This is a genomic window from Pseudonocardia sp. NPDC049635 (genome assembly GCF_040659795.1).
Taxonomy (GTDB): domain Bacteria; phylum Actinomycetota; class Actinomycetes; order Mycobacteriales; family Pseudonocardiaceae; genus Pseudonocardia.
Genome location: NZ_JBFAON010000001.1, coordinates 395,876 through 421,016 on the forward strand (window position 1 = coordinate 395,876; position 25,141 = coordinate 421,016).

Below are 25,141 nucleotides of genomic sequence, written 5' to 3' on the forward strand. Positions count from 1 at the left end.
AGGTCAGCCGTTGCGCTCGTCGCGCCAGGCCAGCCAGTCCTTCAACCGGCCGAGGTCGTAACCGCCCTGGCCGTCCTGGGCGACGGTGAACAACCGGACGCCGGCGTCGTACAACTCGGCGCCGACCTCCTCCGGGGCGGCCTCGACCGCGACCGAACGCTCGATCTCGGCCGGGTCGCGCCCGATGTCACGGCAGTGCCCGTCGAGCACCGCGCACTTGTGCGCCACGGTGCCGGCGTCGCCGAACCCGTGCCAGATGTTCGCGTGCTCGGCGGTGTAGCGCAGCGTCTTCTTCTCGCCACCCCCGCCCACGAGGACCGGGATGTCGCGGGTCGGGGCCGGGTTCAGCGTGGCCCAGCGGGCCCGGATCCGGGGCAGGGCCTGCGCGAGGTCGCGCAGCCGCCCGCCTGCGGTGCCGAACTCGTAGCCGTACTCGTCGTAGTCGCGGCGGAACCAGCCGGCGCCGATGCCGAGGATCAGCCGGCCGCCGGAGATGTGGTCGACGGTGCGGGCCATGTCGGCGAGCAGGTCGGGGTTGCGGTAGCTGTTGCAGGTGACCAGCGCGCCGATCTGCACCCGGGAGGTGGCCTCCGCCCAGGCGCCGAGCATCGTCCAGCACTCGAAGTGCTTGCCGTCGGGTTCGCCGTAGAGCGGGAAGAAGTGGTCCCAGTTGAAGACGACGTCGGCGCCCGCCTCCTCGGCGGCGGCGACGGTGCGTCGGATGTCGGCGTAGTCGGCGTGCTGGGGCTGCAGCTGCAGCCCGATGCGGACGGGACGCGGATCGGTCATGCCCTCATCCTGACCGACCGGGGCGGGGCCCGCCGCTCGGCCGGCCCGGACGTGTCACAGGTTGCGCAGACCCGAGAGCACCCGGTCCATCAGCTCCATGCTCGGCCCGTCCTCGGCGGAGGAGACGCCGTGCACGGTCAGCCTGCCCTCTCCCGCCAGGTCGTCGATCAGGACCCGGGCGACGCCGAGCGGGACGCCGGCCAGCGCGGCGATCTCCGACACCGAGCGGGTCTGGGCGCAGAGGCTCAGCACGGTCGCCTTCTCGGTGCCGAGCTCCGGCACCGGACCCGGTACCGGGCTGGCCGAGACCAGCGTCTCCAGCCGCAGTTCCTTCCGGACCCGGGTCCGGCCACCGGTGATCACGTAGGGGCGGACGGCGGCGAACGCGACGCGTGGGGCGGGCTCGGTGACGCCGCTGACCACCGGGAGCGGCACGGTCTCGGTGTCGGTCCCGGTGCCGATCCCCGCGCCGGTGTCGGCGCCGGTGCCGGTGTCGGAGTCGGTCCCGGCACCGGTCTCGGTCCCGGTGTCGACTCCGGCGCGGGCCGCGTCGGGCGAACCGTCGACCGCGTCCCGCCCGGGCCGCCCGCTGTCCCGCTCCCGCGCCGCGACCCGTTCCCGGCGGGTCGTGCGCCTCCGCCGCGCGGAGTGCCCGCCGAACCGGGCCCCGGTGAGACCGATCAGGTTCTCCTCGGCCACCGGCTCCGGGGCCGGGTCCGCGGGACGGGCGTCCGCCGCCGGACGGCCGTGCGGATGCTCCGGATCCGGGGTGTGCCGGGCCGGGCGGGCCCCGAACCGCGCACCCGTCCGTCCGATGTCCGACGGTGCCATCCACCCCTCCGCTCCAGCTCCGCCGGTGGCGGCGCCGATACACGTTCGATCCCCTGCGAACATGATCAGCCTCGACCATGATCACTCTGAGCGATCAGGAAGACGCACAGAGTGCACCAACATCACTACCGCTGGGTGTCCAGCCTGTCACGGTCATATGACACGGGCACCGATCCGCAGGTCAGGACACCGGAAAAGACCCCGATCGGATCACCTCGGGTACATCTGTTCAGCCCAGTGGGCTGCGCGGCAGCAACCGGTCGGCGATGATCTTCTTCTGGATCTCGCTGGTCCCCTCGAAGATCGTCGTGAGCCGGGCGTCCCGCCAGTGCCGCTCCACCTGGTGCTCGGTGGTATACCCGTTCCCGCCGTGCAGCTGGATGCCGTCCGCGGTGACCTCGGCGGCCATCTCGGTGGCGACGAGCTTGGCCATCGCCGCCTCCCGGGCATACGGTTCGCCCTGGTCGAGACGGTGCGCGACGTGTTGGTAGAACGACCGCGCCTGTTCGACCCTGGCCGCCATCGTCGCCAGGGTGAACCGGACGGCCTGGAAGTCGCCGATCGGGTGCTCGAACTGCCGCCGCTGTTGCAGATAGCGCACACAGTCCTCGACGGCCGCGCGGGCCAGCCCGACCGCGCGGGCGGCGGTGTGCACACGGGCGATGTTCAGCCAGGCCTGCGCGTCGGCGAAGCCGTCGCCACCGGCGCCGAGCTGGTTGGCGACCGGGACCCGCACCCCGTCGAACTCGAGATCCCAGGTCACGAAGCCGTGGTAGCCGATCTTGTCGATCGGGCGGCCGGTGAGCCCGTCGGGGAAGGTGTCGCGCTGCTTCTCGACGACGAGGGTCGCGAGCCCGGCCGAGCGCTTCTCCCCCGGCCCCGGGGCACCGGTCCGGACGAGCACCTGGATGAAGTCGGCCGCCTTCGCGTTGCCGGTCCAGCGCTTCCGGCCGGTGATCACGTACTCGTCACCGTCACGGACCGCACGGGTCTCCACCGCGGCCAGGTCGGAACCGGCGTCCGGCTCGGACAGCGCGATGGCACCGATCCACTGCCCGCGCGCGCTGCGGCGCAGCAGCTCCGCACGCCGCTCGGGATCCGCCACCCCGGTCCCGGCGCCCTGGGCGCGAGCGATGATCGAGCCGACGCTCATCCAGGCCCTGGCCAGCTCCTCGGCCACCATGCAGTACTCGAACGCGCCCAGGCCGAGGCCGCCGTGCTCACGCGCGACCGTGATCCCGAAGTAACCGAGCTCACCCATCTCCTCGAGGAGGTCACGCGGGATCTCACCGCGTCGCGGATCGAGCTCGTTCGCCACCGGGAGCACCCTGCCCGTCGCGAACTCGCGGGCCTGCGCCTGCAGTGCCTCCCGCTCCGGGGTGTGGTGCGGCGCCGTCAGCACCGGGACCGGCGGCTCCCGGAGATCGTCACGGGGATCGTCGCTCATCGGGGCAGTATCACCGTCCGCGGCACGATCCGCTGTGCGGTCGCGGCCCGGCCCGGCGATCCCGTGCCACTGCGGCCGGTGCGCACAGCGGTGCACGACGCATCCACGCATGCGCACGTCGGGATCCTGTGCGACGGTCGGGACCGGCGGCGCAGCCGGTGCGGGGACATCCGGGCGCGTCGGCCGGGCCCGGTCCGCGACCGCGGGCCGCACCGACCGTGAGAGGAACCAGTCACATGCCCGACAACCGCGTGGTCGTCTACAAGGCTCCCGGCGAGGTCGCCGTCGAGTCGATCGACTACCCGAAACTCGAGCTCCCGACCGACGTCTCGGACGGCCTGAAGATCAAGAAGAAGGCCCCGCACGCGGCGATCCTGAAGGTCGTCACCACCAACATCTGCGGCTCCGACCAGCACATGGTCCGCGGCCGCACCACCGCTCCGGCCGGACAGACGCTCGGCCACGAGATCACCGGCGAGATCGTCGAGGTCGGCGACGACGTGTTGTTCGCCCGGCCCGGTGACATCTGCTCGGTGCCGTTCAACATCGCCTGCGGTCGTTGCCGGATGTGCAACGAGGGCAAGACCGGGGTCTGCCTGAACGTCAACCCGGCCCGCCCCGGCGCGGCCTACGGCTACGTCGACATGGGCGGCTGGATCGGCGGCCAGGCCGAGTACGTGATGGTGCCCTTCGCCGACTTCAACCTGCTGCGCTTCCCGGACCGTGACCAGGCCCTGGAGAAGATCCTCGACCTGACGATGCTGTCCGACATCTTCCCGACCGGCTATCACGGGGCGGTCACCGCGGGCGTGACCACCGGGTCGACCGTCTACGTCGCCGGAGCCGGGCCGGTCGGGCTGGCCGCGGCGCACGCCGCACAACTGCTCGGTGCGGCCACCGTCGTGGTCGGGGACATGGTCGCGTCCCGGCTGGAGCAGGCCCGCAGCTTCGGCTGCGAGACCGTCGACCTCACCGCGGGCGGCACCCTGCCCGAACAGCTGGAGCAGCTGCTCGGCGAGCCCGAGGTGGACGCGGCCGTCGACGCCGTCGGATTCGAGGCCCGCGGGCACGGCAAGGACGCCGACGAGGCACCGGCGACCGTGCTGAACTCGGTGATGGAGGTGACCCGGGTCGGGGGCGCGCTCGGCATCCCGGGCCTGTACGTGACCGGTGACCCGGGCGCGGTGGACGAGAGCGCCAAGGAGGGCACCCTCGGTGTCCGGATCGGGCTGGGCTGGGCCAAGTCGCACAGCTTCACCACCGGCCAGTGCCCGGTGAAGAAGTACAACCGGCAGCTGATGGCGGCGATCCTGTCCGGCCGGGCGGAGATCGCGAAGGCGGTCAACGCCACCACCATCTCCCTGGACGAGGCACCGCAGGGCTACCGGGACTTCGACGGCGGGGCCTCACGCAAGTACGTGATCGACCCGCACGGTTCGGTCGCGGCCTGACCGGCGCGCCCTGCCGGGCGGGGCTCTGGCCGGCGCAGCGCCGGGCCCCGTCCGCGGTGCCGCCCCGGGGCCGCGGCAGGTCAGCGACGATCGGCGGCGCGGCGGTACAGCTCGGCGGCGGCTCGGGAGAACCCGTCCGGCACACCGACCGCCGCGAACGCCTCGGCGGCCTCCTCCATCTCGCCCGCCCAGCGCCAGCCCTTCGTGACCGCCCGCTCCCGGGCCCCGGCCAGCGCGGCGGAGTACTCGACCCCGGTGCGGGTCAGCTCCTCGCGCAGGGCGTCGCCGACACCGAACCGGGCCGCGGCCTCCTCGAGCGCCAGCCACAGCGTCGGCAGGGCCTTGCTCTGCAGTGCGAAGCACGCCTTCAGGCCACTGGCCGTGCCGAGCCCGTCGAGCGTCCGGGCCTCGAACGGGGTGCCGTCGAACAGGTCCGCGACGGTCCGCGCACCGGGGCCCGAGAGCCACAGCACGGTCGTCCCGTGCTGCCAGGCGGGCGGGCCGATCACGGCGCCGTCGCACACCTGGGCGCGGTCGCCGAGCAGCTCCGCGATCGCCCGGACGGTGTCCGGTGCGACCGCGTTCGCCTCCAGGTAGATCGGCCGGTCGGTCCGGCCCGCCAGGCCGGCCGCCACCTGCTGCGCCACCTCCCGGGCGGCGGCAGGCGGGCAGATCGACACGATCACGTCCGACCGCGCGGCCAGCTCCGCGACGTCCGGGACGGCGACCAGGTCGGCGAGCTCGGCGCGCTTGGCCGTGGCGTGGCTGCGGCCGGCGTCGGCCCAGATCACCGCACCGGCCCGGGCCTTCAGCGCCGAACCGATCGCGGCCCCCATCGCTCCCGGGTGCAGGATCCCGATCACCGGGCGGGACGGCAGGCTCGTCGGCATGGGGAGCATGATGCCCCGGCCGTCCGCCGGTGGCGCGTTCCGGGGCGGACGTGCACGGTCGACCCATGAACGTTCCCAGCACGGACCCGATGTTCACCGGGGACGCCGTCGGCGGCTGGTTGCAGCTGCCCTCCCCCGCCGTCGCCGAGATCGTCGGCTCGACGGGGTTCGACAGCGTCTGCGTCGACACCCAGCACGGCCTGATCGGCGACGACAGCGTGCTCGGCATGCTTCAGGCGCTGACCGCGGCCGGGACCCGGTCGCTGGTCCGGGTGCCCGGCCACGGGCCCGAGGCGATCGGCCGGGCGCTCGACCGGGGTGCGGACGGCGTGATCGTCCCGCTGGTCGACACCGCCGAGCAGGCCGCCGCCGCGGTCGCCGCCTGCCGGTTCCCGCCGGCGGGGACCCGCAGCTTCGGCCCGGTCCGGCCGTCCTGGCTCGGGCGTGACCCGCTCGCCGGTGGACGGTGCGTGGTGATGGTCGAGACGGTCGCCGCAGTGGCGAACCTGGAGGAGATCCTCGCCGTGGAAGGGCTCGACGCGGTGTTCATCGGCCCGTCGGACCTGGCGCTGGCCTACGGCCTCCCCCTGAGCGCACAGGCACCGGACGCACCGGAGGCGGCCCACTACGGCGAGCTGATCGAGGGGATCACGGCTCGGAGCGCGGCGGCGGGGGTGCCGGTGGGCATCTACTGCGACTCCCCCGCCCACGCCCGCCGGTTTCGGGCGCTCGGGTGCACCTTCACCATGCTCGCCGCCGAGCAGGCGATCCTGCGGGCGGCCTGTTCGGACTGGCTGGCGCAGACCCGCGCGGTCTGAACCGGGGCCACCCCGCGGGCTCAGCGCAGGGCGTCCAGGATCTGCTGGGCGGCCAGCGTCGGGGTGAGGCCACCGCTGCGGACCTCGGCGGTGAGTGCCGGGAGCTTCTCCGCCAGTCCGGGATCGTGCAGCAGCCGGTCCATCAGGCGGTCCCGGACCATCTGCCACATCCAGTCGACCTGCTGGTCGGCCCGCCGGGTCGCCAGCTCCCCCGCCTCCTCCAGTGCGGCGCGATGGGCCCGTACCTTCTCCCAGACCTTGTCCAGACCCATCCCGGTCCGTGCCGAGCAGGACAGCACCGGAGTCCGCCACACCGACGACGTCGGGGTCATCATGTGCAGTGCCCCGGCGAGCTCGCGGGCGGCCGCACGGGCGTCCTGCTCGTGCCGGCCGTCGGCCTTGTTGACCGCGACGACGTCGGCCAGCTCCAGGATGCCCTTCTTGATCCCCTGCAACGAGTCACCGGTCCGCGCGATCGTCAGGAACAGGAACGTGTCGACCATCCCGGCGACGGTCGTCTCGGACTGGCCGACGCCGACCGTCTCGACCAGCACGACGTCGTAGCCCGCGGCCTCCATCACCACCATCGTCTCCCGGGTACGACGGGCCACCCCACCGAGTGTCCCGGCCGACGGCGAGGGCCGGACGAACGCGGCCGGGTCGACGGCCAGCTTCGGCATCCGGGTCTTGTCCCCCAGGATCGACCCCCGGGTCCGGGTGGACGAGGGATCCACCGCCAGCACCGCCACGCGGTGCCCGGCCCCGGTGAGCCGGGTACCGAGCGCCTCGATGAAGGTGGACTTCCCGACGCCGGGCACCCCGGAGATCCCCACCCGGACGGCGCCGCCCGCCGCCGGGGTCACCTTCAGCAGCAGCTCCTGCGCGGCCTGCTGGTGGTCGGGCCGGTTCGACTCGACCAGCGTGATGGCACGGGCGAGCAACGTGCGGTCGCCGGCGAGGACGCCGCGCGCCAGCTCCGCGGGGTCGGGGACGCGCGGGGGCATCAGATCCTCCGGTTCTCGGGATCGGGGTAGGAGGCCGCCACGACGGGGACGAGCACGGCCAGCACGAGGGCCGACCCGATCAGGACGGCGAGGATCGCCGGGATGGTGCGGTCGTTCACCTGGGCACCCTAGGTCTGCGCGGACCGGGGCCGGGCCGGTACACGCCGGTGTCGGCCACCTCGCCCGGCCGGGCAGGTCCCGGCCGGCCCGCTCGGCCGGTCAGTCCGCGAACACGCTCCCGGCGGCTGGGCCGGGCTCGCCGTCGTGCCCGAGTGCCGCCGAGAGCTTGCCGAGCAGATCCACCGCCGCCTCCGCGATGACCGTGCCGGGCGGGAACACCGCCGCGGCACCCATCTCCAGCAGCTCCGGCACGTCGGCGGGCGGGATGACCCCTCCGACGACGACCATGATGTCCTCGCGCCCGAGCTCCGCGAGCTCACGACGCAGCTCGGGGACCAGCGTGAGGTGCCCGGCCGCCAGCGAGCTGGCGCCGATGACGTGCACGTCGGACTCGACGGCCTGCTTCGCGACCTCGGCCGGGGTCTGGAACAGCGGGCCGACGTCGACGTCGAAGCCGATGTCGGCGAAGGCCGTCGCGATGACCTTCTGGCCCCGGTCGTGACCGTCCTGACCCATCTTCGCCACCAGGATCCGGGGCTGGCGGCCCTCGGCCCTCGCGAACGCGTCCACCAGCTCGCGGGCGCGGTCGATCGCCGGGTTCGTCCCGGCCTCGGAGGAGTACACACCGGAGATGATGCGGATCTGGCCGGCGTGCCGTCCGAAGACCTTCTCCAGCGCGTCGGAGATCTCACCGACGGTGGCCTTGTTGCGGGCCGCGTCGACGGCCAGGCCGAGCAGGTTGTCGGCGTCGTCGCGCCGCGCGCCCTCGGCGATCTTCTCGGCGACGGCGGTGAGCCGGCGCAACGACTCGTCGAGCGCCCGGTCGTCGCGCTCGGCCCGCAGGCGCTGCAGCTTCTCCAGCTGCTCGCGGCGCACCCCGGCGTTGTCGACCTTCAGCACGTCGATCTGCTCGTCGACGTCGACGACGTACTTGTTGACACCGATCACCGGCTGGCGGCCCGAGTCGATCCGCGCCTGGGTGCGGGCGGCCGCCTCCTCGACCCGCATCTTCGGGATGCCGGCGTCGATGGCCTGCGCCATGCCGCCGGCCTTCTCCACCTCGTCGATGTGCGCCCAGGCGCGGCGGGCCAGGTCGTAGGTGAGCTTCTCGACGTAGTAGCTGCCCCCCCACGGGTCGACGACGTTCGTCGTACCGGACTCCTGCTGCAACAGCAGCTGGGTGTTGCGGGCGATCCGCGCGGAGAAGTCCGTCGGCAGCGCCAGCGCCTCGTCGAGCGCGTTGGTGTGCAGCGACTGGGTGTGCCCCTGGGTGGCGGCCATCGCCTCGACGCAGGTCCGGACGACATTGTTGTAGACGTCCTGCGCGGTCAGCGACCAGCCGGAGGTCTGGGAGTGGGTGCGCAGCGACAGCGACTTCGCGTTCTTCGGCTCGAAGGTGTTCACCAGCTTCGACCAGAGCAGGCGGGCCGCCCGCATCTTGGCGACCTCCATGAAGAAGTTCATGCCGATCGCCCAGAAGAAGCTCAGCCGCGGCGCGAACTTGTCGATGTCGAGGCCTGCGTCGACGCCGGCCCGCAGGTACTCCACGCCGTCGGCGAGGGTGTAGGCGAGCTCCAGGTCGTTCGTCGCGCCGGCCTCCTGGATGTGGTACCCGGAGATCGAGATCGAGTTGAACTTCGGCATCTTCGCGCTGGTGAAGCCGAAGATGTCGGAGATGATCTGCATGGAGGGCTGCGGCGGGTAGATGTAGGTGTTGCGGACCATGAACTCCTTCAGAATGTCGTTCTGAATGGTCCCGGTCAGCTTCTCCGGCGCGACGCCCTGCTCCTCCGCGGCGACGATGTAGAGCGCCAGCACCGGCAGCACGGCGCCGTTCATGGTCATCGACACCGACATCTTGTCCAGCGGGATCCCGTCGAACAGCTGGCGCATGTCCAGGATCGAGTCGATCGCGACACCCGCCATGCCGACGTCGCCGGCGACCCGCGGGTGGTCGGAGTCGTAACCGCGGTGGGTGGCCAGGTCGAAGGCGATCGACAGGCCCTTCTGCCCGGCGGCCAGGTTGCGCCGGTAGAACGCGTTCGACTCGGCCGCGGTGGAGAACCCGGCGTACTGCCGGATCGTCCACGGCTGGTTGGTGTACATCGTCGGGTACGGCCCGCGCAGGTACGGCGTGATGCCCGGGTAGGTGTGCAGGAAGTCGAGGTCGGCGAGGTCGTCCGCGGTGTACAGCGGCTTGACGCCGATGCCCTCCGGGGCCGTCCAGGTCGGCGCGGTCCCGGCCCACGTGCTCGACGGTGCGCGGCCGGAGTCCAGGGGCACACCGGTGAAGTCCGGAACCTGAGTCACTTCGACCCCTCCAGCGAGGTGTACACGTCGTCGATCACGGCAAGAGCGTCGCAGCCGGCGAACAGGTACCCGTCGACACCTGTCACCTCCTCGGTGGGCTTGCCCGCGAGCAGGATGCGGGTCGCGCCCGCCTCGCGCAGCGCGGCGGCGGTGTCGGCGGCCCGCTCGGCGTAGAGCGCGTCCGAGGAGCACAGCACCGCGACCGCGGGCCGGTCACCGGCCAGGTAGGCCTCGACCACGTCCTGCGTGGTCTCGGTCGGGCCGGCCTCCGCCGCGTCGATGCCGCCGGCGCCGAGCAGGTTGCGGGTGAACCCGGCGCGCGCCGTGTAGGCCGCCAGTGGACCGATCGTGGCGAGGAAGACGGTCGGCCGGCGGCCGTCGCGCTCCAGCGCCGCGTCGGAGCGGTCCCGCTGCGCCTCGTAGGCCTCGGCAGGCCGGTACAGCGGCAGGCCACCGCGGGCCACCGGGGCCGGGAGCGGCTCCCGGACGACCGGCTTCTCGTTCAGGTCCGGGAACTCGGAGACACCGGTCAGCGGGGTCCTGCGTCGGGCGACGTCCTTCTCCCGCCGCGCCCGCACCTGCGCGACCCGCTCCGCGACCACACCGGAGTCGAGCGCGGCGACCGCGCCACCGGCGCCCTCGATCTCCTGGAAGAACTCCCAGGCGACCCGGGCGAGGTCGTCGGTGAGGTGCTCGACGTACCAGGAACCACCCGCCGGGTCGATCACCCGCGCCAGGTGCGACTCCTCGATCAGCAGGTTCTGGGTGTTGCGGGCGATCCGGCGGGAGAACGGCTCGGCCGCACCGATCGCGGCGTCGAACGGCGGCACGGTGACCGCGTCCGCCCCGCCGACACCCGCGGCGAAGCCGGCGACGGTACCGCGGAGCATGTTCACCCACGGGTCGCGGCGGGAGAACAGCACGTCGCTGACCACCGCGTGCTGGCGCTGCGGCACATCGGTGCTGCCGCTCGCCTCCAGCACCCGCGACCACAGCCGGCGCGCGGCGCGCAGCTTCGCGATCGTCGGGAACTGCTCGGGGGTGGCCGCGTAGCGGAACTCCAGCACCCGTGCGGCCGCGGCGATGTCGAGCCCGCCGCCGGTCCCGCCGTCGACCAGGGCACGCAGGTACGCCACCCCGGCGGCGAGCGACCAGCCCAGCTCCTGGGCGTCCGACCCGCCGGCCTCGCGGACGACCGTGGCGTCGACGGTGACGGCCGTGACCTTCGGGAACGACGTGGCGACCCGGCGGGCCAGCTCGACGACCGAGCCGGCGTCCGGGCCGGAGCCGGTGCGGGCCCGCAGACCGATCGGGTCGGCACCCAGCGAGCCGAGCAGCTCGGCGTCCTCGACGCCGTTGCGCGCGGCCAGGTCCAGGTAGGCGGTGCCGGCCTCGACGGCGTCGGCGCCGGCCTCCAGGGCGATCGCGGCCAGGTCCAGGTGGACGCCGTCGACCGCGGCGGGCAGGTCGGCGACCGGGATCCCGCCCTCCCCGACCCGCAGCCAGATCGAGTTGACACCGCACTCCAGATCGGCGAGCAGCGCCTCCCGGACCACCACCGGATCGGTGCCGGTGTGCCGCTGGCGGATGTCCCAGCCCTCCGGGACGTGACCGTCGGTGAGCGCACCGCGGGTGAAGGGCCAGGCACCGGGGACCCCGGTGGCGGGAAGGTCCTCGACGTCCTCGGCCGCGTACAGCGGGGCGACCCGGATGCCGTCAGCGCTGGTCCGGGTCAGTGCCTCGACGCCGGCGCCGGGTTCGGCGTCCTCGGCGATCCGGCCGGACCTGCGCACCACCGCGTCGACGGCGGCGGTCCACTGCTCCCGGGTGACCGGGTCGAACCCGCCCGCGAGGACCAGCTGCTCCGGCTCCACCGGACCGTCACCTGCGTCGACCGCCGTACGGTCGCTGCCCGTCATCCGCTCAGTTCTCCTCACCGGCCCGCAGGCGGCCACGTCGCCCCGCTCGGCGCCGCCGTGATGACGTCGCCGGAGTGCACCGCAGTCTAGTGACGGGGCCCGGCCCGGGGCATCGGCTGTGGTGAGACCCGCACGGTCTGTGACGCACCCGACGGCCTGGAACACGCCGGGCCGGTGCGGCATTGTGCCGTTCATGTCCCCCGTGACCCGTGGCTTCGTCGGCAGGCGCAAACGGGATCCGCGCCTGCCCCCCGGCCAGTACGACGTCGGCGACCAGTGGCCGGTGCTCACCGCCGAACCCGCACCGAACCTGGACACCTCCCGCTGGACCTTCCGCATCGACGGGCTCGTCGAGCGCCCCGTCGAGTGGAACTGGGACGAGATCCGCGCGCTGCCGCGCGAACGCTGGGACGGCGACATCCACTGCGTCACCACCTGGACGAAGTTCGGGATGACCTGGGAGGGCATCCCGGTCGACACGCTGCTGGAGGCGGCGGGCCCGCTGCCGCAGGCCCGCTTCGTGGTGGCGCACTCGCACACCGGGTACACCACGAACCTGCCGCTGGCCGACGTCACCGGCGGGCGCGCGTGGCTCGCGTTCGCCGCCGGGACCGCACCCGCGGCCCCGGAGCCGCTCACCAGGGAGCACGGCGGCCCGGCCCGGTTGCTGGTCCCGCACCTGTACTTCTGGAAGAGCGCGAAGTGGGTGGCCGGGTTGCGGCTGCTGGCCGAGGACGACCCGGGCTTCTGGGAGCGCAACGGTTACCACGACCGCGGGGACCCGTGGGCCGAGCAGCGTTTCGGAGGGGACTGATGGGGACGACCTCCCGGCCGTCCACGACTCCCCGGCGGACCCTGCGCTGGCAGCTGGCGACGGTGCTGGAGATCCGCGACGAGGCGCCGAAGGTGCGGACGTTCCGGCTGGGGCTGGCCGAACCCGCGACGCACCTGCCCGGGCAGTACTACGTGATGCGCCTGACCGCGGAGGACGGTTACACCGCCCAGCGCTCCTACTCGGTGGCCTCCGCACCGGACGGCCGCCCGGAGATCGAGCTGACGGTCGAGCGGCTCGACGACGGCGAGGTGTCGGAGTTCCTGCACGACGTCGTCGTCCCCGGTGACGTGCTGGAGGTGCGCGGCCCGGTCGGCGGCTGGTTCGCCTGGGACGGCTCCGGGCCGGCGCTGCTCGTCGGCGGTGGTTCCGGGCAGGTCCCGCTGGCGGCGATGCTGCGCCACGCCCGCGCCATCGGCCGCCCGGACCTGGTGCGCATGGTGCTGTCGGTGCGCACGCCGCGCGGCATCTACTACGGCGACGAGCTGCGCGGCCCGCAGGTGCACCCGGTGTTCACCAAGGTGGCGCCGGCGGGTTCGGCGCGGCCGGCCGGGCGGTTGCGGCTCGACGACCTCGCGCCGCTGGTCAGGGGCGGGGAGACCGCGTTCGTGTGCGGGAGCCCGTCGTTCACCGATGCCGCGGTGGCGTTGCTCGCCGAGGCGGGCCTGCCCCCCGGGGCGATCCGGATCGAGCAGTTCGGTCCGACGGGGGCCTGACCCCCGCACCACGCGGGCCGGCCGGGTGCGTCACCATGGCCGGTACCGCAACGTGGCCACCCGACCCCGGAAGTGCCGATGACCCCCGTGATCCCGGTCGAGACGACCTTCACCAGCCGCGGGACCCGGTGCTCGGCCTGGCACCTGGGCGCCGCGTCCGATGCGCTCACCGCGGAGCGGGGCCGGCCCTGCGTGGTGATGGCGCACGGTTTCGGCGCCACCCGTGACTCCGGGCTGCTGCCGTTCGCCCAGCGGTTCGCCGCGGCGGGTTGCGACGTACTGCTGTTCGACTACCGCGGTTTCGGCACCAGCGACGGCACCCGTGATCCGCGGCTCGCCCAGGACGTGCACCACCTGCGGCACCGCGCCGACTACCATGCGGCGATCGCGCACGCCCGGTCGCTGCCGGGGGTGGACCGGGAGCGGATCGTGCTGTGGGGCAGCTCCTACTCGGGCGGCCACGTCGTGGCGGTCGCGGCCCGGGACGGCCGGGTCGCCGCGGTGGTCTCGCAGGGCGCGGCGATGGACGGGCTCGCCGCGCTGCGGGAGATCCTCCGCCACGCGGGCCCCGGCCCCCTGCTCGGGCTCACCGCGCACGGGCTGCGCGATCTCGCCCGGTCGCTGCTGCGCAGGCCGCCGCACCGGATCGGGGTGTTCGGTCCGCCCGGTGCGACCGCCGCGATCACCGCACCGGACGCGGAGGCCGGCTACTCCTCGATCACCGGCCCCTCGTTCCGGAACACGATGCGGGCCCGCGGCGTGCTGCGGATCCCGCTGAACCGTCCGGTCGCAGCGGCGCCCCGGCTACGGGCACCGCTGCTGGTGGTGGTCGCCGCCCGGGACTCGATCGCGCCACCGGCGGCCGTGCGGCGGGCCGCGGCACGGGCCGGGGCCGGAGCCGAGGTGCTGGAGCTGCCCTGCGGGCACTTCGACATCTACACCGGCGCGCACTTCGAGCGCTCGGTCGCGGCCCAGGTGTCGTTCCTCGGGCGAACCCTCTCCGTGACCCCGGTGGCCGACTGACCCCGGCCGCGCACACCCCGGCCCGGTCCGCGGGTGTGGTCGTCGCTGCTGCTCGTCGGCTGGGGTCGCCGGCGATGAACCTGCCGGGCCGGCCCCGGCTTCCCCGCGTCGACGCACGCCCAGGACGGCCACTGTTGATCACCTCGTCGTCGGCCCGGCACGGCAGGTCTGGAGCCGGTCGTGTCCCGGCGCGTGGATTCGGGGGAGCTCGCCCGCGTCCAGAGCGACCGGTTCCGGCGCACCGGCTGCGGATCGGTCGGTCGGTCGGTCGGTCGGTCGAGAGTGGTCCACGCAGTCGCGTTCCGGGCGTGGCTCGGGGACCTCGCGCTGCCGGTCCCGGCCTGTCACCAGGGGTGGTCGGGGTTCGCCGCGGCGGTAGACCTGATCGCGGTCACCGAACCGCTCACCTGCCGCAAGTGCGCGCTCCGGACCGGAGCCGCTGTCCAGGCCGTGCCCGAGCAGACCGCGCTGTTCGGACTCGACCAGCCCTGAGCGGCCGCCCCCGGGCCGGTGCGGACGGCTCATGGGGGGTTGGGCCGCGGTGCATTTCTGCCGGGGCAGCAGTCGCTGCCGGGAGGTGCCCGCTGCTTCGGGCCCGGTGCCGGACGGCGGGGCGTGCGGTCGTCAGGGGGCCCACTGTGAGGTCGGTTCGATCACTCGGGTGCGCACGTGTTCGTAGACCACCGACGTGCGAACGTCGGCGACCTCACGGCGTTCGGTGAGCCGGTCGATGACGAAGGCGTAGAGCCCGTCGGTGTCGGCGACGCCCACGTGGATAAGGAAGTCGTCAGTGCCGCTGGTGACGAACAGGCCGAGCACCTCGGGCAGGGTCACCACCCAGTCGCGGAACGACTCGATCATCTCCCGCGAGGGCGGCCGGATCCGGACCGAGATCAGGGCCTGCACGGTGCGCCCGAACGCTTTGAGGTCGACCTCTGCGTGGAAACCGGTGACCACGCCCCGCCGGATCAGGCTCCGCACGCGCTCCAGCGAGGTCGAGGGTGCGACGTTGGTCTGCGCGGCGAGTTGTCGGTTGGTCAGCCGTGCATCGTTCTGCAGAAGCCGCAGCAGCGACAGATCGATCGCATCATATCCGGAGTTACCTGCACTCGTCTGACTTTCGTTCGGTAGTCGACTCATTGGATCACTATAACGTCTAGCGTTTCGTGTCATGGGTGAACGAGTGGGAGTCCGTGTCGGGCTCGGAGCGGCGGCGGTGTTCGCGGCGGCGGTCTTGTGGGGCACCGTCGGTCCCGCACAGGTCCTGGCGGAGGCGTCGATCGACGCGACCACGCTGGGGGCGGCACGCCTACTCGTCGGCGGTCTCGCGCTGCTGGTCGTGGTACCGCTGCTCGACCACCCGGCCAGGGGCCGGTGGGCTGCGCTGGCGCGTGGCTCGGCGCTGCGGTGGCTGGTCCTGGCCGCGGTCTCGACCGCCGCGTACCAGGCGGCGTTCCTGAGCTCGGTCGAACGGACCGGGGCCGCGCTGGCGACGGTGGTCGCGCTGGGTGTCGCTCCGCCAGCGGTCGGAGTCATGGCGCGCGCGATCGGCGCCGAGAGGCTGACCCGGTCGTGGCTGCTGGGCACCGGTGCCGCGGTCGTCGGGACGACGCTGCTGCTGCTGCCCGGGGCGAGTGGAGGCATCGACGCGATCGGTATCGGGCTGGGTATCATCGGCGGGCTCTGCTACGGCGTCTACACGGTGTCGGCCAAGGTCCTGCTCGACGGGCCCGCGCCGACCTTCGCCGCCGTCGCGCTGACCCTCGTTCTGGGCGGTGCGGTCCTGCTGCCTTTCGCCCGCCTCGACGGCACGCTGCTGACCGAGCCCGGCACCGTGCTGCTGATCGCGTGGCTGGCCATCCCGGCCACGGCCGGCGGCTACGTGCTGTTCGTCGCCGGGCTGCGCCACATCAGTGCGGCCACGGCGGGAACCCTGAGCCTGGCCGAGCCGCTGGTCGCCGTGGTCCTCGGCGTCGCGTTCCTGGGCGAGCGCATGTCGCTCATCGCCACAGTCGGTGCCGTGGTCCTCCTCACGGGACTGGTCGCGGTGACCGCACCCAGACACGCCGGGCGCGGCACCTCGGCGCCGCAGGATCTGACCGTCCCGGTCACCGACTCCGATGTCCTGCAGGGGCACCATGTCCGGTGAGCGCACGGTGTCCGATGAGCGCACGGTCATCGTCGTCGACGAGAAGCTGCATGCCGGGCACGCAGCCAACGCTGCTGCGGTTCTCGCCTTCACCGCCGGAGCCCACCGACCGGACCTGACGGGCGATGAGCTTGTCGATGCCGAGGGCCAGCGCCACCCCGGGCTGATCCCGACCGGCATCACCGTCCTGGTCGCACCGCGCGATCAACTCACCGAGATCCGTCGCGGCGCCCTGGACGCCGAGATGAGTGTGGTCGATCTCCCCGCCGCGGGGCAACGCACCAAGAGCTACAGCGACTTCCAGCAGCGTATGGCGACCATGAGCTCAGTCGACATCGACTACGTCGGGGTCCTGGTCCACGGCGCCGCCCGGGACGTGCGGCGGCTGACCAGGCCACCGACGCCGGGAGTCACGACCCATCCCCGCCGCCGAAGGACCGGGAGATGCCGAGCATCCCCGAACCCGCCACCAGCCCGCCGAGCACCTGCGCGAACAGCTGATCGGCGAGCTCACGGTCGGCCTCCGGGCCGCGCGGGACGAACCAGTGCTGCATCCAGCCGAGCGTGCCGACCACGACGTAGGCGGCCGTGCGCGGCTCACCGGCGAGCGCGAGCTCCCCGGTCCGGACGCCCTCGGCGAGCAGCGCCTCCAGCGCGTCCATGTACTGCTCGTCCATCTCGCGGAACTCGGCGAACCGGTGGGAAGGCATGCGGCCGAGATGCTGCAGGTAGACGAACGCGGCCGGATGGCAGTCGGCGAAGATCCGGACCTGCATCCGGATCAGCTCCCGGAGCCGGACGGCGACGGGACGCCCGGACGAGGAGCGCAACCGTTCCAGCTCCGCGAGCAGCTGCCGGGCGGGTTCCTCGACCACGGCGAGCAGCAGCTCCTCCTTGGAGGCCACGTAGTTGTAGATGCTGCCCTTCAGGATGCCGACCCGGGCGCCGATGCTCTCCAGCGTCGCGTTCTCGTAGCCGCGGTCACGGAACTCCTCGCTGGCGGCGGCGACGATCTCCGACCAGCGGCTCGGGCGGGGCACCCGGACAGACTAGTGGCCCGCACTGCGCCCAGGGACGTACGCCACCCGTCCACCCATCGATCTTCTACTTCCGGTAGAACTACTACTGGACGTAGAACTTCGCTGAGACGAGGCCCTGATGGACGCGCTCGACCTGGCCCGCTGGCAGTTCGGGATCACCACGGTCTACCACTTCCTGTTCGTGCCACTGACCATCGGCCTCTCGGTGATCGTCGCCTCGCTGCAGACCGCGTGGTACCGCACCGGCAGACCCGAGTACCTGCGCGCCACCAAGTTCTTCGGGAAGCTGTTCCTGATCAACTTCGCGATGGGTGTGGTCACCGGGATCGTCCAGGAGTTCCAGTTCGGGATGAACTGGAGCACCTACTCCACCTTCGTCGGCGACGTGTTCGGCGCACCGCTGGCGATGGAGGCGCTCATCGCGTTCTTCCTGGAGTCCACCTTCATCGGACTGTGGATCTTCGGGTGGGACCGGCTGCGCAAGGGCGTCCACCTGGCCTGCATCTGGGCCGCGGCGCTCGGTTCGAACCTGTCCGCCTACTTCATCCTGGCCGCGAACGCCTGGATGCGGAACCCGGTCGGTCACGAGGTCGACGCCGCCACCGGCCGGGCCCGGCTCACCGACATCGGCGCGGTACTGACCAACCCGCAGGCCTGGTCCACCTACTTCCACGTCATCGCCGCGTCGTTCGTGGTCGCCGGGTTGTTCGTCGCCGCGGTCAGCGCCTGGAAACTGATGCGCGAGCGGTGGTCGGGCCCGGGTGACGCCACCCCGCACCCGTCCGAGCACGAACTGTTCCGCACGAGCCTGCGGGCCGGGTTCCTGGTCACCGCGATCGCCGGTGCCCTGGTCGTCGCCTCCGGTGACCACCAGGCCAAGCTCGCCGCCACCTACGAACCGATGAAGCTCGCCGCGGCCGAGGCGCTCTGGGAGAACGAGCAGTCGGCCGGGTTCTCGCTGTTCGCCGTCGGCGACGTCCAGGGCAGCCGCAACCACGTCAACGTCCAGATCCCCGGTGTGCTCAGCTTCCTCGCCACCGGCAGCCCGTGGGGCGAGGTGCAGGGCATCGAGAACGTCCAGGCCCAGTACGAGCAGCTCTACGGGCCCGGCGACTACCGGCCCAACATCGCCGTCATCTACTGGGCGTTCCGGCTCATGATGGGCCTCGGGCTGGCCGGTGTCGCGATCTCGGTGGCCGGCCTGTGGCTGACCCGCGGCGGCCGGCTGCCGGGGCGGCGCTGGATGTACCGGGTGGTCGTCGCCGCACTGCCCGCGGCGCTCGCCGGCAACATCTTCGGCTGGATCCTCACCGAGATGGGCCGCCAGCCCTGGACCGTGCGCGGTGAGCTGCTCACCGCGGCGAGCGTCTCCCCCGGGGTCAGCCTGGGCCAGGTCGCCTTCTCGCTGGCGACGTTCACCCTGCTCTACGGCGTGCTCGCAGTCGTCGAGGCCGGACTGCTGTTCCGGTACGTGAAGGCAGGCCCCGGTGCCGCGCTGCCCTACGAACCCGATCCCGTACCGGACGAGCGCCGCGATCCGGCGTTCAGCTACTGACCCGCACGATCGACGAGGAGATCCGCGATGGACCTGCCCACCGTCTGGTTCCTGGCCGTCGCCGTGCTCTGGACCGGCTACCTCGTCCTGGAGGGGTTCGACTTCGGGGTCGGGATGCTGCTGCGGGCGTTCGGCCGCACCGAGGACGACCGTGAGGTCGCGCTCGGTGCGATCGGCCCGGTCTGGGACGGCAACGAGGTCTGGCTGATCGCCGCCGTCGGCGCCATGTTCGCGGCGTTCCCGGCCTGGTACGCGGCCACCTTCTCGGGGTTCTACCTGCCGGTGCTGTTCGTGCTGCTGGCGCTGATCGTGCGCGGGGTCGGGCTGGAGTACCGGCCCAAGCGCGACGACACCGCGTGGCGGGCCCGCTGGGACCTGCTGATCGGTTTCGGCTCGCTGGTGCCCTCGTTCGTGTGGGGCATGGTGCTGGCGAACCTGGTCCGTGGCCTGCCGACCCGGGTCACCGAGCCGGGCAGCGGGGCGAACACCGTCGTCACCGCCTCGCTCGGCGAGCTGTTCAACGGCTACGCGGTGCTCGGCGGGGTGCTCACCACGGCGTTGTTCCTGCTGCACGGCGCGGTCTTCCTGGCGCTCAAGACGGACGGGCCGGTGCGGTACCGGGCCCGTCGGTTCGCCGTCCGTGCGGTGCTGCCGGTGCTGTTGCTGACGGTCTCCTTCCTGGCCGCGACCCTCGCGTTGCGCGCACCGGGGTGGACCACCCCGGTGGCCTGGGCGGCCGGAACCGCCCTCGCGGTCGCCGGCATCGCCCTGCTGCTGGGCCGCGAGGGCTGGGCGTTCACCGCCACCGCGGCCGCGATCGGCGGGACGTCGGTGGTGCTGTTCGGGCAGCTGTTCCCGCAGCTGCTGGTCTCGGCCACCGACCCGGCGCACACCCTGACGGTGTCGAACGCGGCGTCCGCCCCCTACACGCTGACCGTGATGAGCTGGGTGGCCGTGGTGTTCCTGCCGCTCGTGCTCGCCTACCAGACCTGGAGCTACTGGGTCTTCCGCAAGCGGCTGGGGGGCGAACGGGTCACCCCGGGCGGGACCGAGGGCCCTGACCAGCACGCGGTGCCGGCAGCACCATGAGCGGTGTGATCCCGGCCGCCCCCGCTGCCCCACCGGCCGCCGCCGGACCACCCGTCGATCCCCGGTTGCTCCGCTCGGCGAGCGCCGTGCGCGTGCACCTGCTGGTCGCCGCGGGTTGCGGCGTCGCCGCGACCGCGCTCATCCTGGCCCAGGCCTGGCTGGTCTCCCGGGTGATCGCGGGCGCGACCCCGCAGTGGGGGCTCGACGGTGGCTTCCTCGGCGCCGGCGCAGGCCTGGACACGCTGCTGCCGCTCGTGGTCGCCGTCGCCGGGATCGCGATCGCCAGGGCGCTGCTGGCCTACGGCGCGGAGACCGCCGCGCTGCGCAGCGCGGCGCGCGCGAAGTCGCAGCTGCGGATGCAGCTGGTGCGCCGGCTGGCCGCCGCCGGGCCGGACCCGGCGCGCTCCACCGGCACCACCGTCACCCTCGCCACCCGCGGCCTGGACGCGCTCGACGACTACTTCGCCCGCTACCTGCCGCAGCTGGTGCTGGCGGTGCTGGTCCCGGTGGCGGTGCTGGTCGTCGTCGCCGACGCGGACTGGATCTCGGCGGTCGTCATCGGGGTCACCCTGCCGTTGATCCCGGTGTTCATGGCGCTGGTCGGCATGCACACCCGGGCCCGCACCGAACGGCAGTGGCGGATGTTGTCCCGGCTCGGCGGGCACTTCCTCGACGTGGTGCAGGGTCTGCCGACACTGGCCCTGTTCCGGCGGGCCCGGATCGTCGCGGAGAAGGTCCGGGAGACCACCGACGAGCACCGGCACGTCACGATGGGCACGCTGCGGGTGGCGTTCCTGTCGGCGTTCGTGCTGGAGCTGCTCGCGACGCTCGCGGTGGCGCTGGTCGCGGTGGAGGTCGGCCTGCGGCTGCTCTACGGCGACCTCGACTACGCCACCGCGCTGTTCGTGCTGATCCTGGCCCCGGAGGCGTACCTCCCGCTGCGCGAGGTGGGTGCCCGGTTCCACGCCAGCATGGAGGGCGTCGCGGCCGCCCGCCAGGTGTTCGACGAGCTCGACCGCCCGGCCGGGGGCGCGGCCGGAGGAAGCACGGCGCCGCCGCCCGCGGCCCCCGCCGGGCGCGCCCTGGCCGTCCACGACCTGCGGGTGCGCTACCCGGGGGCGGACACCGACGCGCTGTCCGGGCTGTCGCTGACCGTGCGGCCGGGTGAATCGGTGCTGCTGCGGGGACCCTCGGGCTCCGGGAAGTCGACGCTGCTCGGTGTGCTGCTCGGGTTCGTCGCCCCGTCCGGCGGCACCGTCCTGGTCGACGGGGCCGAGCTCGCCGAGCTGGATCTCGACGCGTGGCGACGGACGCTCGCCTGGGTGCCGCAGCAGCCGCACCTGTTCGCCGGATCGGTCGCCGACAACGTCCGGCTGGGTGAACCCGACGCCCCCGACGCGGCGCTGCACGCAGCGGCACGCCGGTCCGGCCTGGACACCGTCGTCGCCCGGCTCCCGCAGGGGTGGGACACCCCGCTCGGTGAGGGCGGGCTGCAGCTGTCCTCGGGCGAGCGGCAGCGGGTGGCGCTGGCCAGGGCGTTCCTGCGGGACGCACCGCTGGTGCTGCTCGACGAACCCACCGCGCACCTCGATCCGGACTCGGCCGAGGCGATCCGCACGGCGGCCGCGGAGTTGCTGCGCGGGCGCACCGCGATCGTCGTCGCGCACGACGCGGGCTGGACCGAGCACACCGACCGGACCGTCCGGGTCGCCTCGGCGTGCTGGTGGGACCAGCACCCGCGGCGCACCGGGGAGGCACACCGATGACCCGCGCCACCGTCCCCGGTTCCCCCTGGGCGCTCGCGCGCACGGTGCTGCGACCGCGGGCCCGCGGCATCGTGGGCGGCGCCCTGCTCGGCGCGCTGGCCACCGCCTGCGGGGCGGGGCTGCTCAGCCTGGCCGCCTGGCTACTGGCCACCGCGGCGCAGCACCCGTCGGTGACGGCCCTGAGCATCGCCGTCGTGCTCACCCGGGCGCTCGGAGTGGGTCGCGGCGTCGCCCGCTACGCCGAACGGCTGGTCGGGCACGACGCGGCCCTGCGGGCGCTGGCCGACATGCGCAACCGGGTCTACGCCCGCCTCGCCGCGGCCGAGCCGATCGCCAGGTTCCGCTCCGGCGACCTGGTGTCCCGGCTGGTCAACGACACCGACTCGGTACAGGACCTGGTCGTGCGCGGGGTGCTCCCGCCGGTCGCCGCACTCGTCGCCGGATCCGGTGCGGTGCTGCTGGCGACGGCGTTGCTGGTTCCCGGGGGCGCGCTGCTCGCCGCCGGTCTGCTGCTCGCCGGGGTCGCCGTGCCCGCGGTCGCTGCAGCACTCTCGCGCGGGCCGGCCGCCCGCGCGGCCCGCGCCCGGTCCCGGCTCGCGACCGGCCTGGTCGATCTGCTCGACGGGGCCCAGGACCTGGCGGCCCACGGTGCCACCGGCCGGATGGTGGCCGAGGTGGAGCGGGCCGACGCGGAGCTGACCCGCGCCGCGCGCCGCGACGCCGGACTGCTCGGGCTGAGCGCGGGCGCCGGCGCGCTGGTGGCCGGTCTGACGCTGGCCGGGATGCTGCTCCTCGGAGTGGCCGCGGTCGACGCCGGGACGCTCGGCGCCGTACCGATGGCCGTGCTGGTGCTGACCGCGCTGGCCGCGTTCGAGATCGTCGCCCCGCTGCCGGCGGCGGCGGCGAAGCTGGCGACGGTCCGTGCCGGGCTCGCCCGGCTGGTGCCGGTGCTGCGGGCCGAGCCCTCGGTCCGGCACCGCGAGCCCGGTGACACGCCGCTGCCGGTTCGTGGCGACCTGCGGATCCGCGGGCTGACCGTCACCCACCCCGGCGCCGCGGCGCCGGTGCTGGACGGCCTGGACCTCGACGTGCGGCACGGCGAGCACGTCGCGCTGGTCGGGGCCAGCGGCTCCGGGAAGTCGACGCTGGCGAGCGTGCTGTTCCGGTTCCTCGACCCGGTCGGCGGGTCGGTCGCCCTCGCCGGGCACGAGCTGACCTCCCGCCCGCCGGAGGAGGTGCGCGCGGTGGTGTCGGGTGTCCCGGCCGATCCGCACGTGTTCGACTCGACGGTGCGGGAGAACCTGCGCCTGGCCGCCCCGGACAGCACGGACGCCGAACTGGCCGAGGTCCTGCGGCGGGTCGGGCTGAGCGGCACCGGCACCGCTCCCGGACTCGGGCTCGGCGACGAGGTGGGCGCGCACGGCGCTCGGCTCTCCGGGGGAATGCGCCGGCGACTGGCGTTGGCCAGGGCGTTGCTCGTCGACCCGGCCGTCCTGGTGCTCGACGAGCCGACCGCGCATCTCGACCCGGACACCCGCGACGCCGTCCTCGACGACCTGCTCACCGCCGCTGCGGACCGCTCCGTACTGCTGATCACCCACGACCCGGCCGTCCTGCACCGGTTCGACGCCGTGTACACGTTGCGTCACGGACGGTTGCACGCCCGCACGGGGGTTGCGGGCGGCGGACCCGGGCCTCGGCCCTACCCTGCTGCGAACGTCTGAGGGAGGCGCCGCGGCACCGCTCTCAGTCGGATCACAGGAGCCCGCTGCGACCCTTGGGTCCGGCCCCCGGGTGTCACGGTCTCGTCCGGTGGTCGTGAACCCGTGTCAGCGACCGTGTCAGAACGTGAGGTCCCACCCCGTGCGAGTGTCCCGTCGTCCATCCCCGACGTCCCGGGGGCGGTCAGTGCCGCCCGGCCGGTTCCGGATACGGCGGGTGCCCGCCCTGGCTGCCTTCGTCGTCGGCCTGCTCGCGGTGGCGTCCTGCACCCCTGGTGACATCGGGACGACGGAGAACCCGCCGTCGACGTCCCTCGAGGCGTCCGCCCGCGCCGTCGATCTCGACACCGGGTGGACCTGGGACCCTCGGGCGGAACCGATGGAGCTGGGCGTCACCCACACCCAGAACAGCCTGGACGCCACCGAGCCCGCCGAGGCCCGTCAGCGCGGCGTCGACATCCTGTCCAGCCTCGGTGAGGAGTACCAGAACCACCATCTGATGGGCTTCGGGACCCTGAACCCCGAGCCCTCCCCCGGCGAGTTCGACTGGGGCTCGCTGGACCGGCGCATGCAGCTCACCGAGGAGACCGGTGGCAAGGCGATGCTGACGCTGTGCTGCTCGCCGGACTGGATGAAGGGCGGCCCGCCCGGTGTCACCTCGTGGGAGCGGATCGAGATGGCGCCGCTGCCGGAGTTCTTCGGTGACTACGCGAACCTCGCTCGCGAGGCCGTGCAGCGCTACCCGCAGGTCGACCGGGTCCTGGTCTGGAACGAGCTCAAGGGCTTCTACAACCAGGAGGAGAACCGCTGGGACTACGAGGGTTACACCGCGTTCTACAACGAGGTGTACCAGGCCGTGAAGTCGGTCCGGCCGGACATCCTGGTCGGCGGGCCGTACGTGGTGATGAGCAGCCTGCCGGTGGACTCGCCGGACGCCTCGGACATCCGCGGGCCGTGGGGCGCGCTGGACCAGCGGCCGCTCGACGTCATCGAGTACTGGCTGGCGAACAACGTCGGTGCCGACTTCATCGTCGTCGACGGGGCGACGACCAACCGCGGTCAGCAGGACGCGATCTCGCCGGTCGACGTCGGCGCGGAGAAGTTCTCGGTGGTCGACCGGTGGATCCAGGAGCGCACCCAGCTGCCGATCTGGTGGGCGGAGTTCTACGCCAACGTCCCGGCCGACGCCGAGGCCGGTTACGGGACCGAGGCCAGCGCGGTGGCCACCCTCGCCGTCATCCAGGCGATGGCCCGCAGCGGCACCCAGGGTGCGCTGCTCTGGGGCCCGGAGGGAAGCGAGTCGCTGGACTACTCCTCGCTCTGGAGCCCGGCCACCGAGCCCGACGGCGGACAGCCGACACCGTTGACCGACGCCTGGCGCTGGCTGGTCCCCAAGATGCGCGAGGGCGACGTCGAACTGGGTCGTGCGCAGGGCGGTTCCACACTGGCCGCGTTCCGCGCGGCGGACGGCTCGGTGCTGATGATGAACCTCGCCGCCGACCCGGTCCCGGTGCCCGGCCAGGAGGACATCCCGGGCTGGGCGATCATCCCGATGGACAACAGCGCCTGACCACGGTGGCGGGCCGGACCGGCCGGTCCGGCCGGCACGGGCAGCCCGGTGGCGCCGCCCGCTGCCGCGACCGCCGACGACTACGCGGCGTCGCAGCGCTG

The 25,141-nt window shown here is 73.3% G+C and carries 21 protein-coding genes and 1 pseudogene; 13 read left to right on the forward strand and 9 right to left on the reverse strand.

Translation table 11 applies throughout. From position 1 onward, the window contains the following. Nucleotides 1-3: 3 nt before the first annotated feature. The 3 genes from AB0J24_RS01840 to AB0J24_RS01850 all read right to left on the reverse strand — a co-directional run bounded on the left by AB0J24_RS01840 (nucleotide 4) and on the right by AB0J24_RS01850 (nucleotide 3,067). Nucleotides 4-789: an LLM class F420-dependent oxidoreductase gene (locus tag AB0J24_RS01840; RefSeq protein WP_358673859.1), complete on the reverse strand. Its 786-nt coding sequence runs from the start codon at nucleotides 787-789 to the stop codon at nucleotides 4-6. A 54-nt stretch (nucleotides 790-843) separates the two neighbouring features. Then, nucleotides 844-1,620, reverse strand: a complete 777-nt coding sequence (locus AB0J24_RS01845) for a DUF742 domain-containing protein (RefSeq protein WP_358673862.1) — start codon at nucleotides 1,618-1,620, stop codon at nucleotides 844-846. Nucleotides 1,621-1,849: 229 nt separating this feature from the next. Next, nucleotides 1,850-3,067: an acyl-CoA dehydrogenase family protein gene (locus AB0J24_RS01850; protein WP_358673865.1), complete on the reverse strand. Its 1,218-nt coding sequence runs from the start codon at nucleotides 3,065-3,067 to the stop codon at nucleotides 1,850-1,852. Nucleotides 3,068-3,303: 236 nt separating this feature from the next. Between AB0J24_RS01850 and fdhA the strand changes: the two genes are divergently transcribed. After that, nucleotides 3,304-4,518 carry a formaldehyde dehydrogenase, glutathione-independent gene (gene fdhA, locus AB0J24_RS01855; RefSeq protein ID WP_358673867.1) on the forward strand — a complete coding sequence of 405 codons (1,215 nt, stop codon included), beginning with the start codon at nucleotides 3,304-3,306 and terminating at the stop codon, nucleotides 4,516-4,518. 80 nt (nucleotides 4,519-4,598) lie between these two features. Here fdhA and AB0J24_RS01860 read toward each other — a convergent pair whose 3' ends face one another. After that, a complete protein-coding gene (locus AB0J24_RS01860) occupies nucleotides 4,599-5,408 on the reverse strand; it encodes a DUF1932 domain-containing protein (RefSeq protein ID WP_358673870.1) in 810 nt (269 codons plus the stop codon). Nucleotides 5,409-5,473: 65 nt separating this feature from the next. On the opposite strand from AB0J24_RS01860, the gene AB0J24_RS01865 reads away from it, so the two are divergent. Beyond that, the gene (locus AB0J24_RS01865; RefSeq protein ID WP_358673873.1) at nucleotides 5,474-6,226 is read left to right on the forward strand and encodes an aldolase/citrate lyase family protein; all 753 of its coding nucleotides are present in this window, start codon (nucleotides 5,474-5,476) and stop codon (nucleotides 6,224-6,226) included. 20 nt (nucleotides 6,227-6,246) lie between these two features. Here the strand turns inward: AB0J24_RS01865 and meaB are convergent, their stop codons facing one another. The 3 genes from meaB to AB0J24_RS01880 form a co-directional block, all read right to left on the reverse strand. After that, nucleotides 6,247-7,230 carry a methylmalonyl Co-A mutase-associated GTPase MeaB gene (gene meaB / locus AB0J24_RS01870; protein ID WP_358673876.1) on the reverse strand — a complete coding sequence of 328 codons (984 nt, stop codon included), beginning with the start codon at nucleotides 7,228-7,230 and terminating at the stop codon, nucleotides 6,247-6,249. A gap of 219 nt (nucleotides 7,231-7,449) precedes the next feature. After that, nucleotides 7,450-9,627 (reverse strand): methylmalonyl-CoA mutase, encoded by a 2,178-nt coding sequence (gene scpA / locus AB0J24_RS01875; protein WP_358674370.1) that lies wholly within the window; start codon nucleotides 9,625-9,627, stop codon nucleotides 7,450-7,452. Between the two features lie 29 nt (nucleotides 9,628-9,656). Next, nucleotides 9,657-11,579 (reverse strand): methylmalonyl-CoA mutase family protein, encoded by a 1,923-nt coding sequence (locus AB0J24_RS01880; protein WP_358673879.1) that lies wholly within the window; start codon nucleotides 11,577-11,579, stop codon nucleotides 9,657-9,659. Between the two features lie 193 nt (nucleotides 11,580-11,772). On the opposite strand from AB0J24_RS01880, the gene AB0J24_RS01885 reads away from it, so the two are divergent. The 4 genes from AB0J24_RS01885 to AB0J24_RS01900 all read left to right on the forward strand — a co-directional run bounded on the left by AB0J24_RS01885 (nucleotide 11,773) and on the right by AB0J24_RS01900 (nucleotide 14,642). Then, nucleotides 11,773-12,393, forward strand: coding sequence for a sulfite oxidase-like oxidoreductase (locus tag AB0J24_RS01885; protein ID WP_358673882.1), 621 nt, complete (start codon nucleotides 11,773-11,775; stop codon nucleotides 12,391-12,393). Beyond that, entirely contained in the window at nucleotides 12,393-13,127 is a 735-nt protein-coding gene (locus AB0J24_RS01890; RefSeq protein WP_358673884.1) for an FAD-binding oxidoreductase, read from the forward strand. The genes AB0J24_RS01885 and AB0J24_RS01890 overlap by 1 nt, the downstream gene beginning before the upstream one ends. 78 nt (nucleotides 13,128-13,205) lie before the next feature. Continuing rightward, the gene (locus AB0J24_RS01895) at nucleotides 13,206-14,150 is read left to right on the forward strand and encodes an alpha/beta fold hydrolase (RefSeq protein ID WP_358673887.1); all 945 of its coding nucleotides are present in this window, start codon (nucleotides 13,206-13,208) and stop codon (nucleotides 14,148-14,150) included. 282 nt (nucleotides 14,151-14,432) lie between these two features. Continuing rightward, a complete protein-coding gene (locus AB0J24_RS01900; protein ID WP_358673889.1) occupies nucleotides 14,433-14,642 on the forward strand; it encodes a hypothetical protein in 210 nt (69 codons plus the stop codon). A gap of 132 nt (nucleotides 14,643-14,774) precedes the next feature. On the opposite strand, the gene AB0J24_RS01905 is transcribed toward AB0J24_RS01900, so the two are convergent. Further along, the gene (locus AB0J24_RS01905; RefSeq protein WP_358674373.1) at nucleotides 14,775-15,290 is read right to left on the reverse strand and encodes an Lrp/AsnC family transcriptional regulator; all 516 of its coding nucleotides are present in this window, start codon (nucleotides 15,288-15,290) and stop codon (nucleotides 14,775-14,777) included. A gap of 31 nt (nucleotides 15,291-15,321) precedes the next feature. Here AB0J24_RS01905 and AB0J24_RS01910 point away from each other — a divergent pair, with 31 nt between their 5' ends. Continuing rightward, nucleotides 15,322-16,299: a DMT family transporter gene (locus tag AB0J24_RS01910; RefSeq protein ID WP_358673892.1), complete on the forward strand. Its 978-nt coding sequence runs from the start codon at nucleotides 15,322-15,324 to the stop codon at nucleotides 16,297-16,299. After that, nucleotides 16,289-16,681 (forward strand): annotated as a pseudogene (locus AB0J24_RS01915) (DUF2000 domain-containing protein); the annotation flags it as partial. The gene AB0J24_RS01910 and the pseudogene AB0J24_RS01915, both read left to right, overlap by 11 nt. A 28-nt stretch (nucleotides 16,682-16,709) precedes the next feature. Here the strand turns inward: AB0J24_RS01915 and AB0J24_RS01920 are convergent. Continuing rightward, on the reverse strand, nucleotides 16,710-17,339 hold the full coding sequence (locus AB0J24_RS01920; RefSeq protein ID WP_358673895.1) for a TetR/AcrR family transcriptional regulator: 630 nt from the start codon (nucleotides 17,337-17,339) through the stop codon (nucleotides 16,710-16,712). A 118-nt stretch (nucleotides 17,340-17,457) separates the two neighbouring features. On the opposite strand from AB0J24_RS01920, the gene AB0J24_RS01925 reads away from it, so the two are divergent. The 5 genes from AB0J24_RS01925 to AB0J24_RS01945 all read left to right on the forward strand — a co-directional run bounded on the left by AB0J24_RS01925 (nucleotide 17,458) and on the right by AB0J24_RS01945 (nucleotide 25,040). Continuing rightward, on the forward strand, nucleotides 17,458-18,894 hold the full coding sequence (locus AB0J24_RS01925) for a cytochrome ubiquinol oxidase subunit I (RefSeq protein WP_358673898.1): 1,437 nt from the start codon (nucleotides 17,458-17,460) through the stop codon (nucleotides 18,892-18,894). 27 nt (nucleotides 18,895-18,921) lie between these two features. Continuing rightward, nucleotides 18,922-19,983 carry a cytochrome d ubiquinol oxidase subunit II gene (gene cydB, locus AB0J24_RS01930; protein ID WP_358673901.1) on the forward strand — a complete coding sequence of 354 codons (1,062 nt, stop codon included), beginning with the start codon at nucleotides 18,922-18,924 and terminating at the stop codon, nucleotides 19,981-19,983. Then, the gene (gene cydD, locus AB0J24_RS01935; RefSeq protein ID WP_358673904.1) at nucleotides 19,980-21,749 is read left to right on the forward strand and encodes a thiol reductant ABC exporter subunit CydD; all 1,770 of its coding nucleotides are present in this window, start codon (nucleotides 19,980-19,982) and stop codon (nucleotides 21,747-21,749) included. Before cydB ends, cydD begins: the two co-directional genes overlap by 4 nt. Beyond that, the gene (cydC, locus tag AB0J24_RS01940) at nucleotides 21,746-23,473 is read left to right on the forward strand and encodes a thiol reductant ABC exporter subunit CydC (RefSeq protein WP_358673907.1); all 1,728 of its coding nucleotides are present in this window, start codon (nucleotides 21,746-21,748) and stop codon (nucleotides 23,471-23,473) included. The genes cydD and cydC overlap by 4 nt, the downstream gene beginning before the upstream one ends. A 214-nt stretch (nucleotides 23,474-23,687) precedes the next feature. Continuing rightward, the gene (locus AB0J24_RS01945) at nucleotides 23,688-25,040 is read left to right on the forward strand and encodes a hypothetical protein (RefSeq protein WP_358673910.1); all 1,353 of its coding nucleotides are present in this window, start codon (nucleotides 23,688-23,690) and stop codon (nucleotides 25,038-25,040) included. The last annotated feature ends 101 nt before the right edge of the window (nucleotides 25,041-25,141 follow it).